General features: G+C 53.5%; 17 protein-coding genes. 11 read left to right on the top strand and 6 right to left on the bottom strand.

Features of this window, described 5'->3' with window-relative positions; all coding sequences use genetic code 11:
* Nucleotides 1-73: 73 nt before the first annotated feature.
* From GGR95_RS10325 to GGR95_RS10315, 3 genes are all read right to left on the bottom strand, one after another.
* A complete protein-coding gene (locus tag GGR95_RS10325; RefSeq protein ID WP_184565524.1) occupies nucleotides 74-1,267 on the bottom strand; it encodes an ABC transporter substrate-binding protein in 1,194 nt (397 codons plus the stop codon).
* Nucleotides 1,268-1,447: 180 nt separating this feature from the next.
* Nucleotides 1,448-2,545 carry a hypothetical protein gene (locus GGR95_RS10320; RefSeq protein ID WP_184565522.1) on the bottom strand — a complete coding sequence of 366 codons (1,098 nt, stop codon included), beginning with the start codon at nucleotides 2,543-2,545 and terminating at the stop codon, nucleotides 1,448-1,450.
* The gene (locus GGR95_RS10315; protein WP_184565520.1) at nucleotides 2,542-3,546 is read right to left on the bottom strand and encodes a GlxA family transcriptional regulator; all 1,005 of its coding nucleotides are present in this window, start codon (nucleotides 3,544-3,546) and stop codon (nucleotides 2,542-2,544) included. Before GGR95_RS10315 ends, GGR95_RS10320 begins: the two co-directional genes overlap by 4 nt.
* Before the next feature lie 185 nt (nucleotides 3,547-3,731).
* Here GGR95_RS10315 and GGR95_RS10310 point away from each other — a divergent pair, with 185 nt between their 5' ends.
* Entirely contained in the window at nucleotides 3,732-5,102 is a 1,371-nt protein-coding gene (locus tag GGR95_RS10310; RefSeq protein WP_184565518.1) for a class II 3-deoxy-7-phosphoheptulonate synthase, read from the top strand.
* 69 nt (nucleotides 5,103-5,171) lie between these two features.
* Here GGR95_RS10310 and GGR95_RS10305 read toward each other — a convergent pair whose 3' ends face one another.
* Entirely contained in the window at nucleotides 5,172-5,900 is a 729-nt protein-coding gene (locus tag GGR95_RS10305) for a PAS domain-containing protein (protein ID WP_184565516.1), read from the bottom strand.
* 278 nt (nucleotides 5,901-6,178) lie between these two features.
* On the opposite strand from GGR95_RS10305, the gene GGR95_RS10300 reads away from it, so the two are divergent.
* The 10 genes from GGR95_RS10300 (at nucleotide 6,179) to GGR95_RS10255 (ending at nucleotide 14,457) form a co-directional block, all read left to right on the top strand.
* A complete protein-coding gene (locus GGR95_RS10300) occupies nucleotides 6,179-7,069 on the top strand; it encodes a YicC/YloC family endoribonuclease (RefSeq protein WP_184565514.1) in 891 nt (296 codons plus the stop codon).
* A gap of 3 nt (nucleotides 7,070-7,072) precedes the next feature.
* Complete coding sequence (gene gmk, locus GGR95_RS10295; protein WP_184565512.1) at nucleotides 7,073-7,714, top strand: guanylate kinase; 642 nt, start codon at nucleotides 7,073-7,075, stop codon at nucleotides 7,712-7,714.
* Nucleotides 7,711-8,232, top strand: a complete 522-nt coding sequence (locus tag GGR95_RS10290; RefSeq protein WP_184565510.1) for a gamma carbonic anhydrase family protein — start codon at nucleotides 7,711-7,713, stop codon at nucleotides 8,230-8,232. Before gmk ends, GGR95_RS10290 begins: the two co-directional genes overlap by 4 nt.
* A 4-nt stretch (nucleotides 8,233-8,236) precedes the next feature.
* A complete protein-coding gene (locus GGR95_RS10285) occupies nucleotides 8,237-9,304 on the top strand; it encodes an ATP-binding protein (protein ID WP_184565508.1) in 1,068 nt (355 codons plus the stop codon).
* Nucleotides 9,305-9,573: 269 nt separating this feature from the next.
* A complete protein-coding gene (gene phoU, locus GGR95_RS10280; RefSeq protein ID WP_184565506.1) occupies nucleotides 9,574-10,284 on the top strand; it encodes a phosphate signaling complex protein PhoU in 711 nt (236 codons plus the stop codon).
* 4 nt (nucleotides 10,285-10,288) lie between these two features.
* Entirely contained in the window at nucleotides 10,289-10,978 is a 690-nt protein-coding gene (phoB, locus tag GGR95_RS10275) for a phosphate regulon transcriptional regulator PhoB (RefSeq protein ID WP_184565504.1), read from the top strand.
* 166 nt (nucleotides 10,979-11,144) lie between these two features.
* Nucleotides 11,145-11,606, top strand: a complete 462-nt coding sequence (locus GGR95_RS10270) for an NUDIX hydrolase (protein ID WP_184565501.1) — start codon at nucleotides 11,145-11,147, stop codon at nucleotides 11,604-11,606.
* 60 nt (nucleotides 11,607-11,666) lie between these two features.
* Nucleotides 11,667-13,151, top strand: coding sequence for an inorganic phosphate transporter (locus GGR95_RS10265; protein ID WP_184565499.1), 1,485 nt, complete (start codon nucleotides 11,667-11,669; stop codon nucleotides 13,149-13,151).
* Between the two features lie 113 nt (nucleotides 13,152-13,264).
* A complete protein-coding gene (gene aroQ, locus GGR95_RS10260; protein WP_184565497.1) occupies nucleotides 13,265-13,705 on the top strand; it encodes a type II 3-dehydroquinate dehydratase in 441 nt (146 codons plus the stop codon).
* Entirely contained in the window at nucleotides 13,702-14,457 is a 756-nt protein-coding gene (locus GGR95_RS10255) for a helix-turn-helix transcriptional regulator (protein ID WP_184565495.1), read from the top strand. The genes aroQ and GGR95_RS10255 overlap by 4 nt, the downstream gene beginning before the upstream one ends.
* Nucleotides 14,458-14,752: 295 nt before the next feature.
* Here the strand turns inward: GGR95_RS10255 and GGR95_RS10250 are convergent, their stop codons facing one another.
* Nucleotides 14,753-16,711, bottom strand: coding sequence for a TRAP transporter permease (locus tag GGR95_RS10250; protein WP_184565493.1), 1,959 nt, complete (start codon nucleotides 16,709-16,711; stop codon nucleotides 14,753-14,755).
* A 77-nt stretch (nucleotides 16,712-16,788) separates the two neighbouring features.
* Nucleotides 16,789-17,979, bottom strand: a complete 1,191-nt coding sequence (locus GGR95_RS10245) for a TAXI family TRAP transporter solute-binding subunit (RefSeq protein WP_184565491.1) — start codon at nucleotides 17,977-17,979, stop codon at nucleotides 16,789-16,791.
* Between the last annotated feature and the right edge of the window lie 263 nt (nucleotides 17,980-18,242).

Genomic DNA, 18,242 nt, shown 5'->3' with positions numbered 1-18,242 from the left:
TTACTTCTTATGCAAACAGCCCAGCGGATGCGCCGGGCTGTTCAGGTACAGTGCCCTTTTACGGGCAAAATGCTTATTTGTAACCGACAGTTGCGACTTCGCCGTCGATGATCTCGATCAGGCGGTAGGATCCAGCGGATTCACCCGGGCCGATCAGTTCAACCGCAGATGCACCGACATAGTCGATGTCTGTGCCAGCTGCCAGAAGCTCAAGTGCTTTCGCCAATTCACCGGGATAGATCTTCTCACCAGGTGCGTTTGCAATGTCCATAACTTTGGCACCGTAAACGGATGGATCAGTAGAACCAGCAGCTTGCATGGCAAGCATGAACAATGCAGCAGCGTCGTAAGATTCTGCAACGTAGGATGCGCCACCGTCAAAACCAGCTTCTTTCGCCATCACGCCGAAATCTTCGATGCCTTTACCTTGAGCACCGGGAAGCTGACCGTAAGAACCGTTCAGATCAGGACCGATTGCGACTGGCAAGCTGGGTCCAACCATGCCGTTTGGCAGGCCAAATACATCCCATGCGCCTGCATCCAGCGCCGCTTTGATAATGCCTGCACCACCTTGGTCAAGATAGCCTGCAACAACCAGAATATCACCACCAGCAGAAGCCAGTGCGCCTACCTCGGCAGAATAATCTGCTTTGCCATCTTCATGGGCCGCAACGATGGTCACTTCACCACCCAAAGCCTTGAAGGAAGAGCTGATTGCGTCGGACAGACCTTTGCCGAAGTCGTTGTTGGTGTAGGTCATCGCAATGGATTTTACGCCGCGTTCCATCAGAACTTCCGCCATCACTTCGCCTTCACGGGCGTCAGATGGGGAGGTACGGAAGAACAAACCGTTGTCTTCCATTGTTGTTAGACCAGGCGATGTAGCGGAGGGCGAAATCATCACCATGCCGTTTGGCACCGCAACGTTTTGCAAAACAGCGCCCGTAACACCGGAACAAGCAGCGCCGATCAGACCGCTGATGCCATCTGCAATCAGACGCTCGCCGCTGGATGTGGCCAGACCGTTGTCGATACAGCCAGTGTCAGCGCGGACCGGGGTTACAGTGGAGCCATCCAGCAATTTACCGCTGGCGGAGACTTCGGCCATCGCCAATTCGGCGCCAGAAGCCATCGGGCCAGCAAGCGATTCAATCGGACCAGTAAAGCCCAGCAGAACGCCCAGTTTGATTTCTTTTGAGTTGCTGTCGGCGTAAGCGCCCGTCGCTACCAGTGCCGCAGCCGTTGTGGCCATAAGCATCTTTTTCATATTGATCTCCCTATTGGAACATAGTGTTCGACCGATAGACTATGCGCGGGTTTCCAAAAAGAGAAGCAGAATTATGAGGCCGATTGACTGTTTGATTGATATTTTCAGAGCTAACCGCACAGAGATGTCGTATTTGACAGTGCATTTACATCGCTCCGAATTTAGCGATGTTAAGAGCGCTTAATTTTTAGGCAAATTGCGTTCAAACCATGTTACTGAAAATTGCCGCTCTTTGCTGACAGGCGTTAAAGGCGCAGTGCGCGTTAGTGCTTCGACATTTAGAATATCCCGTAACGCAGGAGTTTCACCTTCAAACGGTGTGGCGTTTGCGATGGCCTTTGCCAAATGCGCATCATCGCGGGACTCGGCCACAAGAGAAGAGAGAGCCTCCACATCAACGGCATCACAGGCTGCCCGCATGTCAGGTGCACAAAGTATCACAATATCTATCCTCTTCACCTCTATTCCGGTGACCGTCGTCGTTTTTGTCCCAAGACGGATGGGCAGCCGTTCAATCGGGTCATCTAAATAGGTTTGTGGCAACCACGTGCTGCCACCAATACTGATCTCGATCTTACCCTCAATCTGTAATCCATCAGCCAACTCACGCGCGGCGGTTGTCACTTTCCTAAAGGGGGCAGGCCAAGGCGCATTGGGGGATTGCCAGATCAAAGGCAGGCTAATGGTACGTTGATAGGCATAAGGTGTTGGCCAACCTTGCACATATTCGCGCCAGCGCGGCTTTGTGGTCTGACGATCAAAGGCCTCTAACTCTGTATAGCTCATGGAGCCGACGGTGCGCGTAGCTGGCGCACTGGCCGCGATGACTGCGCTTAGGTCCATATCTTTGCGGTCACATGTCGAACGCCCCAAAAACCCACCGGACCTGCGCTCTGGCTCAATCGCGCGGATAACTTTGCGCGATTTATCTTTGCCGCTACATCTGCGCGGATTGCTGCCAAAATTACGCGCCAGCAATGGATCAAGCTCACCGTTGACAGCAAATTCTATGTTTTCAATATCTTCTGGGGTGGACACAAACCAACCTGACTGCCCGTCACGGCCACGATACCAGCCATCATAGGTTATAACCGCAGACACAGGCCCGTCTCGTTTCAGCGATACCAGCGCGCCGACAGTATGACGGTCCAGATCGCTGCGCACCGCATGGGGCCGCAAACCATAAAGGGTAGGGCCCGAGAACAACACCAACAGCGCCAATATGGCCCCTACAAACAACGCCATGAGCACCAACCCTACGTGTAATACCGTTTTCATACGGTCAGACGGGCGGCATGGCTGCCCCGCTCGCGATAAGGGGTTGTGCCGTAATGCGCACGGTAGCATTTAGAAAAATGCGACGGCGAGGCAAAGCCGCAGGCGAGGGCCACGTTAATCACGCTCATATCCGTCTGCATCAGGAGATTACGGGCCTTTTGCAGGCGCAATTCCATATAATAGCGTTTGGGCGACCGATTGAGGTACCGCCGGAACAGCCGCTCTAGCTGGCGTGTGGACATACCAACATCCTGAGCAAGGATCGCGGGGCTTATCGGCTCCTCAATGTTGGATTCCATGATCTGGATGACCTGTGACAGTTTCGGATGGCGCACCCCGATGCGAGTCGGAACAGACAGGCGTTGCGTGTCCCGATCCGTGCGGATCGAGCTATAGATCAGTTGGTCCGCAACTGCATTCGCCAGATCTTCACCGTGGTCATCGGCAATGATCTTGAGCATCAGATCAATGGAGGACGTCCCCCCAGCGGTTGTCATGCGGTTGCCATCAACGACAAACACAGATTTCGTCAGGCTGACGTCTTCAAAGTCTTCTTCAAAGCTGTCGTGGTTTTCCCAATGGATGGTCGCACGTTTACCGTCCAACAGACCTGCCTTGGCCAGCGCATAGGCAGCGGTGCACAGCCCCCCGAACACCATCCCCTTACGGGCTTCGCGGCGCATCCACGACAATACCTTTTTTGTCGTGGCCTTTTGCACATCGATCCCTGAGCACACCAAAACAATGTCGTCGCGGCTCAGTTCTACCAAATCCTGATCCAGTTGAAACACCGTGCCAGCAGAGCAAGTCGCCGAAACACCTCCTTCACCAATGAGTGTCCATTCATACAGCGGGCGCTCGGCCATACGGTTGGCAATACGCAGGCTTTCGATTGCGGTGGAAAAGCACAGCAGGCTGAAATTGTCCAAAAGTGTAAAAACAAAGCGGCGGGGCTTGTCGGGGTTTGTTGGCACACGCTGTGCAGGGAGAGCTTGGGCCATTAATGCAGAATCCACAATTGTTAAGGCGGCGACATTTTTAGTGTACCACTAGGGCACGAGGATAAAACCGAGGTCAAGGATACAAATGGGTTGTGGTCACCCTGTATCTGGTTTCGTATACAGGTCATCTAGATTGCCTTTGTGCATAGAATTTATGCGCAAACGCCCAAGACCGGAGCAAAGACATGACGAACTGGAGCAAATCAAGCTGGCGCACCCTGCCACGGATTCAAATGCCCGATTATCCTGATCAGGATGCACTCGACGCAGTAGAGGCACAGCTTTCACGCTATCCAGTTCTGGTTTTTGCCGGAGAAGCACGCCGCCTGCGTAAACATCTGGCAGCCGCAGGTCGCGGCGAGGCGTTTTTGTTGCAGGGCGGCGATTGCGCTGAAAGCTTTGAACAATTCAGCAGTGACATGATCCGTGACACTTTTAAGGTGATGCTGCAAATGGCTGTGGTTTTGACATATGGCGCCAAAGTGCCTGTGATCAAAGTAGGCCGCATGGCGGGGCAATTCGCCAAACCACGCTCGGCCAACACCGAAACAATCGACGGCATTGAGCTGCCCAGCTACCGTGGCGACATCATCAATGATCTGGCTTTCACGCCGGAATCGCGAATCCCGAACCCGCAGAACATGATGCGCGCCTACACGCAGGCGGCCGCAACGCTGAACCTGCTGCGTGCGTTTTCAACAGGTGGCTATGCGGATGTGCATAAGGTCCATGGCTGGACGTTGGGTTTTACCGATGGCGAAAAGGCCGCGAAATACCGCGATGTCGCCGCGCGTATTTCTGACACGCTGGACTTTATGGCCGCGGCAGGGGTGACGTCAGACACGGCCCATACGCTGCAATCCGTCGAATTCTACACCAGCCACGAATCCCTGCTGTTGGAATACGAAGAGGCATTGTGCCGCCAAGAAGCCGAAACAGGCCAGTGGCTGGCGGGATCGGGTCACATGATCTGGATCGGCGACCGGACACGCCAACCCGACGGCGCACATGTAGAGTTCGCTTCGGGTGTGCAAAACCCGATTGGGTTGAAATGCGGCCCCAGCATGGAAGCCGATGATCTGAAAAAGCTGATGGCCAAGCTGAACCCGAAAAACGAAGAAGGCCGCCTGACGCTGATTGCACGCTTTGGGGCAGGGGCGGTAGGGGATCACCTGCCACGCCTGATCAAAGCGGTGCAGGAAGAAGGGGCCAATGTGGTCTGGACCTGCGACGCGATGCACGGCAACACCATCAAATCCTCAACAGGGTTTAAAACACGACCCTTCGAGAGTGTTCTGCGCGAAGTGCGTGAATTCTTTGGTGTACATGCTGCCGAAGGCACAGTGCCTGCGGGCGTGCATTTTGAGATGACAGGCCAAGACGTGACTGAATGTACGGGTGGTGTGCGCGAAGTATCTGATGAAGATCTATCCGCCCGCTATCACACAGCCTGCGATCCGCGTCTGAACGCCAGCCAGTCGCTTGAGCTTGCGTTCCTCGTCTCGGAAGAACTGTCTGCGCGCCGTGAAAAAGCGGCACTCCAAGCAGCAGGTTAAGTCAAAAGTAAGCGCTTGGGGCAGGGCGATCATCGCCTTGTCCCAAGGCCCTATTACTACAACAGTGCTTCAGTCATTTGTGGCGACCAGACGCAGATAATGCGGACGTTTGGGATTGGTTAAAGCTTCTCCAATAGGTGCGCCGATGGTTTTGTCGGCTTTGCGCTGCGCCCCGATGAACTGTTCACGTCGCTCGGCCAGCCCGCGTAGCATGGGCGGTAGATCAGGCTCCCTTGGTTTCGCGTCTTCGGACATTTCTAACGGAACAAGTGCCACATCGCGAATGCCGAATTTACGCGGCGTTGGGCCAACATGACCCGGTGCAATAAGACATCCCAAAATACGGCTGACATCTCCTAAATCGCTGGTCAGAGGCAGCAGCACCATCCGCGCTTCCTGCTTTGGCAGTCCCGAGGTCGCTTCTGCGCACATCTCAACTTCGGCAGTAGCGGGCGTTTGGCAAATCTGTTCTACCAATCGCGCAACGCGCAGGCGTTCATCGTCTTCGAACAAGCGTGAAAGCGCCATACCACGGGTTTCCATACCCAAAATATCGTGCAGATGACTGCCTGCAACGCGCATACGGGTGACACCAGCTGAGACACGTTCCAGAATAAACGCAAATTCCAACGCGGTTTCGATCCCTCGTGGGTCGATATCCGCCCGTCTGGGCATTTCGCGCCCTTTCCGGGACGCCATCCAATAGGATTGGACAAGCGAAAGAGGTGCATATTCACGGTGGTGCTGTGGGTCAGTCATTGTGAAGATATTGTCCTGATTTTCGTGCGGGTTGTCCATTTGAAGCTCTCGTTCGTCGCAATTTATATATAGTGTCCCGACGCCGTTTCAGGGGTTTGCCGCTTAAAAGTGGGGTCACAAGCCGTTTTGGCGTTCTATGTGGCAGTACAAGACAACATGGTACATATCAGAGAACTTACCATTTTGTTTATAATTGATTCATAGTGGTTAATCATTCATCCGCCACTTGCTGTCCCAATTGCGCCAAGAGGGCTTGCAGCACGGGGGGCAAAACCCCTAGACCAGTCGACGACAGTAAATTCGACGGGAGCACAGGCATGATCAACTCTATGACGGGCTTTGCCACAAAAAGTGGCGCTTTGGGGCCTCACAACTGGAGCTGGGAAATGCGTGCCGTCAACGGCAAAGGTCTAGACCTGCGTATCCGTGTGCCTGATTGGGTGCCTGCATTGGAAGCCGGACTGCGCAGCGCACTGACCGCAGGCATTGCCCGTGGTAATGTCACGCTGGGCCTGCGGTTGAACCGTGAAGACGGGAATGGCGGGCTGGCAGTGAATGAGCGCCAATTAGCAACGGTGCTGGAGGCCCTTGGCCAGATTGAAACGGCGGCGATGGATGCGGGGGTCTCGCTTGCGCCTTCCAAAGCGACGGACATTGTCACCATGCGCGGCGTTCTGGAACAGGCTGTGATCGAAGACGATAACGATGCCCTATCCGCTGCGCTTTTGGCCGAGTTCCCCGCAGTATTAGCGGATTTCAACGCAATGCGTAGCGCCGAGGGGGCCGCGCTTGAACGGGTCACGCGCGATCAACTGGACCAAATTAAAGCACTCACTGCGCAGGCCGCAACTTTGGCACAAGCCCGTGGTGCCCATGTGGCAGATACGCTTAAACGCAATCTGGGCCGCGTGATGGACAATGTAGACGGGATCGAACCAGACCGCATTGCAGCAGAACTGGCACTGATCGCTGTCAAATCCGACATCACCGAAGAAATCGACCGTTTGGATGCCCATGTCACAGCGGCGAACGAGCTGTTGGATGTTGCTGGCCCCATCGGGCGCAAACTGGATTTCCTGATGCAAGAATTCAACCGAGAGGCCAACACCCTATGCGCCAAAGCGCAAAGCAGTGACCTGACCAAAATCGGGCTGGCGCTAAAAGCGGTGATCGACCAACTGCGCGAACAAGTACAGAATGTGGAGTAACCTATGAACGACCGACGCGGCCTTTTGATCATCCTTTCCTCACCTTCCGGTGCAGGTAAATCCACACTCGCCAAGCGGCTGATGGTTTGGGATGAAACCCTGAGTTTTTCCGTGTCCGCCACCACCCGCGCGCCCCGCGAAGGTGAGGTGGACGGCAAGGACTATCGCTTTGTGCAAGAAGATACTTTCCGCCAATGGGTGGGAGAGGGCGAAATGTTGGAGCACGCACATGTCTTTGGTAATTTCTACGGCTCACCAAAGGCGCCTGTCGAAGAAGCCATTAATGCTGGTAATGACGTGCTGTTCGACATCGATTGGCAGGGTGCACAGCAAATCCGCAACTCTCCTCTGGGGCTTTATACGCTGTCGATTTTCCTGCTTCCACCCTCTATCGCCGAGCTACACCGCAGGTTGATCAGCCGCGGCCAAGACGACGAAGCGACAATTTCCAAGCGGATGCAAAAAAGCTGGGATGAGATCAGCCATTGGGACGGGTATGATTATGTTCTGGTAAACGATGATCTGGATGTCACAGAACTGAAACTTAAGACCATTATATCCGCCGAGCGGCTGAAACGCACCCAGCAGCCCCAGCTGAGTGACATCGCACGGCGTCTGCAATCACAATTCGAGGATTTGAAATGACCCTTTACGCCCTAGCCGATGCCGCACCGCAAGTAGACCCGACAGCATGGGTTGCACCTGATGCCAATGTCATAGGGAAGGTCACATTAGAAGAAAAGACATCAGTCTGGTTTGGCTGCACTCTGCGCGGAGACAACGAACGCATCACCATCGGTGCCGGATCAAACGTGCAAGAAAACTGTGTTTTTCATACGGATATGGGGTTTCCGTTAACCCTTGGGATCAACTGCACAATCGGGCATAAAGTCATGCTGCATGGCTGCACCATTGGCGAAAACTCATTGGTGGGTATGGGCGCTACAATCTTGAATGGTGCCAAGATCGGCAAAAATTGCCTGATCGGGGCAGGGGCGTTGATTACCGAAAACAAAGTCATCCCTGATGGTAGCCTTGTGATGGGCGCGCCGGGCAAAGTTGTGCGCACATTGGATGAGGCCGCGATCCAAAGCCTGACCATGAGCGCGCTGCATTATCAGCAGAACGCCGCACGGTTTGCTGTGGATTTGAAAGAAGTCTAACGTAATGTCCTTGTCTTTGCCCGTATCAGACGTCATCGCAGCGCTGCCGCAACCAGCGCTTGCGATTGGCCCTGATGAACAGATCATCGCCCTGAACGGCGCGGCACAAGACCTGTTGGGCATGCCCGCAATCGGCAGGCATTTCATCACCGTTTTACGTCAGCCTTCGGTGGTAGAAGCCGTTGAGAAATGCCTAGCTGGTACACGCAGTGCCACCGCGTCATTTTTCACCCGCGATGGTAGCAATGACATTACCTACACAGTTGCGATACGCCATGTGGGGGAAGCGGGCATTGCGCTGCTGTCCTTTCAGGACATCACAGCCCTGACCACCGCAGGGGAAATGCGCCGTGATTTTGTGGCAAACGTCAGCCATGAGTTACGCACACCTTTGACCGCATTGATGGGATTCATCGAAACCCTGCGCGGCCCTGCGCGTGACGATGCGCCCGCCCGTGAACGGTTTCTGGAGATCATGCAAAACGAAACCGAACGCATGAACCGTTTGGTCGGGGATCTATTGTCCCTCAGCCGCGTAGAGGCCGACGAACGTGTGCGCCCGACGGGACAGGTGGACATCTGTGCCGTGATGCGCAGTACCCTACGTAACCTCAATCCGTTGGCAATTGAAGCCGATGTAAACCTTATCCCAGAACTGCCCAAAGGCACTGTGATGATGGCCGGAGACGCAGATCAGTTGATGCAGGTTTTCACCAACCTCGTCGAGAACGCGATTAAATACGGCGGATCAGGTAAGCGTGTCATCGTGCGGATGAATTTTGAAGCCCAAATGAATGCGCTACGCGGCCCTGGTGTGTCCATTGCGGTGCGCGATGAAGGACCGGGCATTGATCCGCTTCATATTCCGCGACTGACCGAGCGATTCTACCGTGCCGACAGCCACCGCAACCGTGCGTTGGGCGGAACCGGCCTCGGGCTGGCGATTGTAAAGCACATCCTGAACCGCCACAAAGGGCGTTTGAAAATCACGTCCGAACTGGGGCAGGGGTCTGAATTCAAAGTAATTCTTCCCCTAGAACAAGATACCACTACGCTGGACGAAGCAGGCTGACCGACTTCTTGATTACTCGCCATCCATGCCGTCACAAAACTGTAACATAACTGTCACAAAAGGACAGCAACCTAGGGTTACTCGGAGGTAACGGCCCGTATAAAGGGCTATAGTGCCTGCATTGAGGAGTGACCATGACAAGCGTAAATACCAGTCAAGGACACTGCGGATGCATCCCGCACACAGCCACAGCGCAGGTTGCCCTCAACACTGGTATAATTCTCAGGCCAGAGATTAGAACATCGCTACCGGAAGGATCGGATACTCATATGGAAACTCAAGACCACATTGCATCTGATTTTGACCGCGATCTCGAAATGGTTCAGGCCCAGATCATGAAAATGGGCGGGCTGGTTGAGGATTCAATCCGTCAGGCTGTAACCAGTCTTGAAACACGCGACGAACCGCTGGCCGCACAAGTCCGTGCCGCTGACAAAGTCATTGATGCACTTGAAGCCCAAATCAATGAAAACGCCGCACGTGTAATCGCACAACAAGCGCCAACATCAACTGACCTGCGCCTGATCTTAAGTGTTGTGAAAATCTCGGGCAATCTGGAGCGGATCGGAGACTATGCCAAGAACATGGCCAAGCGCACAGCCGTTTTGTCACAGATGCCGCCCGTTAAAGACAGCACAGGTGCGATCCGCCGCATGGCCCGACTGGCGGATGAAATGTTGATGGACGCATTGGATGCTTATATCCGCCGCGATGCCAATCTGGCTGCCGATGTCATCGCCCGTGACGAAGAACTGGATCAGATGTACAATACATTGTTCCGCGAATTTCTAACTTTCATGATGGAAGATCCGCGCAACATTACTGCATGTATGCATTTGCATTTTATCGCAAAAAACGTGGAGCGCATGGGCGATCACTGCACCTCGATTGCCGAACAGGTGATCTATCTGGTGAGTGGCATTCGACCAGACGAAGCACGCCCCAAAGCCGACACCACATCGCTGGCAACCAAGGTATAATTGAATGACCGTATCTCAAATCCAAGTCCTGCTGGTTGAAGACGAACCCGCACAGCGCGAACTACTGGCCTATAATCTAGAAGCCGAAGGCTATGCCGTGCGGCGTGCTGAAAACGGTGAAGAAGCCATGATGCTGATTGACGAGGCCGCTCCCGATATCATCATCCTCGATTGGATGATGCCGCTGCTGTCTGGAATAGAAGTCTGCCGCCGCGTCAAAACTCGCCCTGAGACACGCGAAATCCCTGTGATTATGTTAAGTGCGCGTTCAGAGGAAGTAGACGCGGTGCGTGGGCTGGATACGGGGGCCGACGACTATGTGATCAAACCTTACAACCTGCGTGAACTGATGGCGCGCGTACGTAATCAGGTGCGCCGTGTACGTCCAGCAGCATCCGGCGAAGCACTCACGTTTGATGACATCGCGCTGAATGCTGAAACCCATCGCGTAATGCGCGGTGAGCAGGAAATAAAACTGGGACCAACAGAATATCGCTTGCTGGTGACCTTCATGGAAAAACCAAGCCGCGTTTTCAGTCGCGACCAACTTCTGGATATGGTGTGGGGGCGTGACATCTACGTCGACACGCGAACCGTAGATGTCCACATTGCACGGTTACGCAAGGCGCTGACCAAACAAGGTGGCACAGATCCGATCCGCACGGTACGCGGAACTGGGTATGCTTTGGGTTAGACCGGGCATATTTGGGGATACATATTAGATGTATAATCATGATTATGTTAAATAACGCCACGGTACACATTACATACCACGCGTAACTACTTGAAAATTGTAGCCTTGAACGGCATATTGCAGGATACATTGAACAAAACAAAAATAAAAACACGAGTGGCTTACGATGAATATAGCATTGAGAACTATCTGGGATTCATTCCTAGGTCCCATATTACAACGGCCCAAAAGGCTTCAGGTTGCGGCCTTGTGCCATCGTGGCGATGCCGACAAACGCGAATTTTTGCTGGTTACAAGCCGTGACACAGGCCGTTGGATCATACCCAAAGGCTGGCCTATACGCGGCCTCAAATCCAACGAAGCCGCTTTGCAAGAAGCATGGGAAGAAGCTGGCGTGCGCAATAGCTGCGCCACAACTGATCCCATCGGCTCCTATACTTACAACAAACGTCAATCCACCGGATTTGAAATTCCTGTTGAGACCTTGGTCTACGCCGTTGAAGTTGAAGAACTATCTGCAGATTTCCCTGAATCTCACCAGCGCACTCGAAAATGGGTAACAGCCGTCGAAGCCGCTGATATGGTTGCGGAACCAGAACTAAAGGCGATCTTCAGAGATCGGTCCTAATTGCATGGTTGCCCTTCGGCCCTCGCAAGGGTAATTGCCCCACTAGTGGGGAGAATTGCCATGACTGATCCAAAAAGTGACCTGCGTCACCTTGAAACGCTCGACCGTGACCTTGACCGATACTCCAAACTCGAGATGGGCACTGCCTATGCGTCCCGTCCAATTGTGGGTATGGGAATCGCGCTGGTTTTTGTGCTTCTCGCGGGTGTTTCAGCCATGCTGTTTCTGGGTCACTCCAGCAATTCCGCCATTGTTGTGATCGCGGCCTGCCTCGGCGCCTATATGGCGTTGAACATTGGGGCCAATGATGTGGCCAACAATATGGGCCCTGCCGTGGGCGCAAATGCGCTTTCTATGGGCGGTGCTATTGCAATTGCGGTGATTTTTGAAAGTGCTGGCGCGTTACTGGCCGGTGGCGATGTTGTCTCCACAATCGCCAAAGGTATCATCGCTCCTGAAAGCATGGGCAACGCAACTACGTTTATATGGGCCATGATGGCCGCGTTGTTTTCGGCTGCTCTTTGGGTCAACCTTGCAACATGGGTCGGCGCGCCAGTCTCTACGACACACTCGGTTGTGGGTGGTGTCATGGGCGCGGGTATCGCGGCTGCTGGATTTGGCGCTGTAAACTGGCCCACGATGAGCGCGATCGCAGCCAGTTGGGTGATTTCACCCATTTTGGGCGGCGGCATTGCAGCAGGTTTCTTGTGGCTCATTAAATCCCGGATCATCTATCAGGAAGATAAAATCGCAGCCGCGCGGGTCTGGGTGCCGATATTGGTCGGTATCATGGCGGGTACATTTGCGACATATCTGACACTCAAAGGGTTAAAACAACTGATCTCAGTCAACCTTCCCATGGCTATATTGTTAGGCGGCGCTGTGGGTATTCTGTCTTGGATGGTGATGATCCCCGTCATCAAGAAGCAGTCGGAAGGCCTTGAGAACAGGAACAAATCCCTCAAGGTGATGTTCGGAATCCCACTTGTGGTATCCGCCGCCCTACTCAGCTTTGCACATGGTGCCAACGATGTTGCCAATGCAGTTGGCCCGTTGGCTGCAATTGTGCATGCCTCCGATACTGGTGATTTTCTGGATGCAATCACCATTCCGGTTTGGGTGATGGTCATCGGCGCGTTCGGCATATCATTCGGCCTGTTCCTATTTGGACCAAAACTGATCCGTATGGTTGGCGGGCAAATTACCAAACTCAACCCGATGCGTGCCTATTGTGTTGCGCTATCGGCCGCCTTTACTGTCATCATTGCCAGCTGGCTGGGCCTGCCTGTCAGCTCCACTCATATCGCTGTTGGCGGCGTGTTTGGCGTTGGGTTCTTTCGTGAATGGGATGCAGAACGGCGCATTCGAAATGCGCGTACCAATATGCCCGAACGCAAAACATACGCACCAGAAGAACGCCGCCGTCGCAAGCTGGTCAGGCGGTCACACTTTATGACGATCATCGCGGCATGGGTGATCACCGTTCCTGCGGCGGCACTTTTATCTGGTCTTATATTCGTTCTCATTAACCTGTCAGTGGGGTAAACGCCCCTGCCCTGTCTAATCCCGACAATGAACTGTTTGAAATCGGACTTGTGGCTAGACAGCCGCAGCATTGGCTGACAAAGTTAACGAAATCTGACGCATCGGAAATAAACATGGCTTCGGTCCTTATCCTAAACGGTCCAAACCTTAATCTGTTGGGCCAACGCCAACCAGAAGTGTACGGCAGGACAACCCTTGCCGATGTCGAGGCCCTGTGCCTTGCGCATGCTAAAACGCTATCGATTGATGTCGCTTTCTATCAGTCAAACCACGAGGGCGCGTTGATTGACGCAATTCATGCGGCCAAAGGCACCCACAGTGGTCTGGTGATCAACGCGGGTGCATATACACACACGTCGATTGCGCTGATGGATGCTGTTGCCTCGGTTGAACTGCCGATGGTCGAAGTCCATCTTAGCAACATCCATGCGCGCGAAGAGTTTCGCCATACCTCCTATCTTGCAAAAGTCGCGGTTGGCCAAATTTGTGGCTTTGGGCCGCGCGGCTATTTGATGGCGCTTGATGCGCTGGCAGAGAGGTTGGTCAGCACATGAACCTGCGTGCCTATCTTCTAAGAGTAGCTGACTGCCAAACCATGGAAGAGCTGTGGGAAGGCCATGTCGCCAAGATGGCGGAATTCGGTTTTGATCGGCTGATTTACGGCTTTACACGCTACCGTACGGCCAATTCACTGGGCGACCCTAGCGATTTCATCATCCTGACCAACCATTCAAAAGACTACACCAGTGTATTTATCGACGAAGGTCACTTCTTTCATGCCCCAATGGTGCATTGGGCTTTGGAAAACGAGGGTGCCAAAAGTTGGAGGTTGCTGGCGGAAATGGAGCGGAGCAAAACGCTTAGCGCTCCGGAACGCCGTGTGCTGGAATTCAACCGCGACATGGGTGTAACGGCTGGATATTCGGTCAGCTTCAAGTCGATCTCTGCACGGTCCAAAGGGGCCATTGCATTGACGGCTCGGCGAGGCATGGATCAGGCCGAGATAGACGCGATTTGGGCCGTACATGGGGCTGATATCACGCTTATGAACAACATTGTTCACCTCAAGATCCTCACCCTGCCCTACACTGCCCCAAACCGGATACTAACACCGCGCCAGCGCGAAGTGTTAGAATGGGTTGGCGATGGGAAAACAGCCCAAGACATCGGTCTGATCATGGGTCTAACGGCGGCAACTGTCGAAAAGCACCTGCGCCTAGCGCGGGAATCTTTGGCTGTTGATACAACCGCCCAGGCCGTGTTGAAGGCAGCCTTTGCAAACCAGATGTTTGTTATAGATAGCTGAAAATCTTTTTTTACCAAAAGGTAAGGTATCCCCCACTTTCCCTAGGGGAAATTTAGCTTCACATTCACCTTGTCAGGCCTTTACGATTTACGCCGCGGTTTGGCAAACGGCTCAAAAACCTTTGTGATTTCAAAGCTCTATTGGGTCGCCGGTTTCAGTGGGGCTTATTTAATGCTTCGCTGGCCGGACCCGACGTCCTCCCTGTCTCTCTGAGACGAAAGAGCCCCCCTTACTTCTGAAGCAAGGGGGGCTTTAGTAGTTTTATGGACAGTGCCAATGGCGTTGCCTCTAAGGGTCACGCCACGGTTTTAGAATCCGTGTCCTTGTTGTCCCACCAGACCCACGCAACCAGAAGTGCCGACAGCACACCACCGATGGCAGTGGTCATCAGCCCTGGAAAGCTGAACGCAAAGCCTGCAGCAGCCAGTGGCAAGCGAAGCAAAGGTTTAACCATGCCAAAGCCCAGCAAGTAGCCCTCAAGACCGCCAGAAAGCAATGTGATGCCAATAATAATCGACGGCAGCACATAGATCAGCGGCGTCAGATCGCCTTGCAATACCAGCGCAGGCTGGAAAAGGAAGAACAACGGTACAAAGTAAATCACAATCCCCAGCCGCATCGCAGTGAAGGACGTCTGCATCGGCTTGGCCCCTGCAATTGTCGCCGCAAGGAATGCCGCCGCGCCAACTGGCGGCGTGATCACCGACAGCATTGCATAGTAGATAATGAAGAAGTGCACAGCGACCGTATTCAATCCGCCGATCTCGATGATCGCAGGTGCCAGTGTGACAGCCAGAAAGATGTAGGCAACAATCGCCAGCCCAGCCATCCCCATGATGAAACAGGCCAAGATACCAAGTGCGATGATCAGATAGACGTTATCCCCACCCAGAGCGATCAGACCCGAGGTCATAGAACCCGTCACCCCTGTGATGGTCAACGCACTGACTACAAAGGCGATGGGCAGGATTATGGCGGCAGTTTGCGTGACCAACACCCCAATCTGACGCAATGTGCCAAACAAGCGGTGCGGTGTCATCATCGTATCGCGCTGCAAAAAGCTCAGCGCTATCATCATCAAGCATGCGTACCACGGCGCGTAATACTCCCACCGCATGTAGAGCAAGCCCCACACAAGGAAGACCATCACCGACAAGAATGGCCAGCCGCGCTTGAGCACTTCACGGGCGTTAGGAAGCTTGTCTGGTGCCATGCCCACCAATCCCTTGCGGGCGGCATAGGCATCCACCTGAAGGATCAATCCGAAATAGAACAACAAGGAGGGCAAGATCGCAGCCACCATGATTGTTGCGTAATCCACACCGATTGTGATGGCCATAACAAAGGCAATAGCGCCCATAACGGGCGGCATAACAACCCCACCTGTTGACGCACAGGCCTCAATCGCGGCGGCATAATGCGCGGGATAGCCGACCTTTTTCATGGTCGGGATGGTGATAGAGCCTGTACCTGCGATGTTGGAAAAAATTGAGCCTGACAACGATCCGAAAAATCCGCTGGCCACAATCGCCACTTTGGCAGGTCCACCACGGTATTTACCAAAACCGGCATTCGCGAGATCAATAAAAAACTCGCCCGCACCCGTAGCAATCAAAACACCGGCAAAAACCAGAAAGCCAAAGACAATTTCGGCAACAATTTTGGTGGTGATCCCCATCATGCCTTCTGTGCGGAAAACATGCGCTTCGATCATCCGGTCAAAATCGTATGGAATGCCCATCAAAAGGCCCGGGAAATAATCGGCCACAATCGGGTAGAGACCAAGGATCAGCACCACCAGCAAGAAGGGCGTGCCGCCTGCCCTGCGGGCAATCTCAAGCATCAACAGCCAGAAAATGACACCGGCTGGAATATTGGTCCAGCCTGCTTGTACGATGTCCCACGCATGGGTTGAGAACCACATGCTGATCCCAAAGGCCAGACAAGCGGCAATGATGTCGTAAAAGGGAACTGTCCGCTGTGATTTACGACCGGGCATAGCGATAAACGCTGCCGCGCTGAAAATCCCAATGAAGAACCAATAGTACTGCCCCTCAAGGAGACGTTTGCCCCCGATCGGAATACCAAATGTATAGGCAAGCCCCATCCCGAGACCAGCCGTACACAGAATAACAAAAATGATGCTCGTTTTAGAATAGAGAGACCCCAGACGGGTAATTTCTGAGCTGGGCTCAATATCCTGCTGAGGCGCCCCATCCCCGTCATGGACGGATTGGGTGTGGGTTTCTGACATGATGCAATCCAAAATTTTTTGAGTTTCAAAGCCTACCGGCGCGCCCAAAGCGCGCCGGTAGTATCATTTGCCCGTGGTTACAGACGTGAACGGAAGACAGGCAGACCTTTGGTGTGCTTGGCAACGATGTCCAGAAACTCTTGGTTCTCAAAGTTGATCTCGACACCCTGCTCCATGGCCTCTTTCATGCCCGCTTGACGCGCTGCAATCCAGTTGTCCATGTTTTCGATTGCCGCGTTGTTCCACACGTCATCTGCATCCGTCCATTGACCGATTTCACGCAGATACTTTACAGTGCCTTCGTGAACTGGAATCGGATTGCTGTCCAAATATCCACGGAACAGCTCGGTAGACATGCGTGTCGCCAACCCATGAGAGCCCTTGTAAGCATCAAATGACTGATCAAACCACTTTGCCATGTTATAAGCAAAGTCGACGTCTGCAGTGGCAGGTACGCTATAGACAAAGTTGGATGTCATTGAGTTGACGCCCTGAGCGGTTTTCACACCCAAAGACAGCTTTGACGGGATCGTCATAGGGCGGAAACCCAGATAGGCATTCCAGCCTTCTTTGTCAGCCGGATCCATTTCTAGCCAGCGAATGCCACCTGGTGAGCCTTCCATTTCTGACAGAACGGAAGAAATCGGCGCACAATATGCAACATCAGATTTGCCTTCGACGACAGAGCGGCAGTTTTCAGAATAGCTGGACGCTGGAACGTAGGTGATTTTCTCTTGCGCTTCTTCAGGGGTCAAGCCGATGAAAGCAGGGAGCGCTTGCGTAACGGCGGTCACAATCGCAGGTGAGAAAATACCGGATGTGACGCGCACGCCGCCTTTGCCAATATCCTGAAGCGTTTTGATATCTGAGGCGCCCGCGACGACAAAGCCCCATGGGGTATCATTGTGGTGCCACAAAATGCGCTGCGCCATTGGTTTGGTTGCTGCATAGCCACCGCCACCTTCGGTCTGCACCGCAATTTCAGAGGCCGACACAGAGGAAATGGCAATGTCTTCGCGGTCTGTCAGGCGCTTGTAGCGCATTGGTTCGCTGTCTTCTGGTACGATGCGAACCGTTGTTCCCGTTTCATTTTGAAGTGTCGGGCCCCAGCCGTTTGTTGACGCGAAGCTTCCTGTTGAGGTTCCCGGCGTGCCGATCACCAGCAAACGTGGCCAATCGAAATCCTGAGCCCCAGCAGCAGTAGAAAGCCCCAGTGCCATCACCAAAGAGCCGACAGCGGCCTTCGTAAAGGTCGTGAATTTATTCATAGTTTCCTCCATTTTTGAATATCTCCCATGTCCTTAAACATGCCTGTAAAACGACAAAGGACTGATGTGTTTGGGTTCTAAAGGAGGCGCATTGCGTTCAGTAACATGCTGAAAGGAATTCAAATTCCTTCAATTCATGTAGAAACTACAAAACAAAAAAACCTGAAGAAACCTCCCAAAAACGTCCATGCCCCAGCCCCCTCCCGGGGTTGTAAAAAGCCGCTTCTTTTCCAGCCTAATTGAAAAAGATACCTGTGCCAATA

Source organism: Sulfitobacter undariae, from assembly GCF_014196805.1.
Classification (GTDB): domain Bacteria; phylum Pseudomonadota; class Alphaproteobacteria; order Rhodobacterales; family Rhodobacteraceae; genus Sulfitobacter; species Sulfitobacter undariae.
Note: the sequence above shows the minus strand (reverse complement) of the source record. Positions and strands in the feature narration are given on the sequence as shown.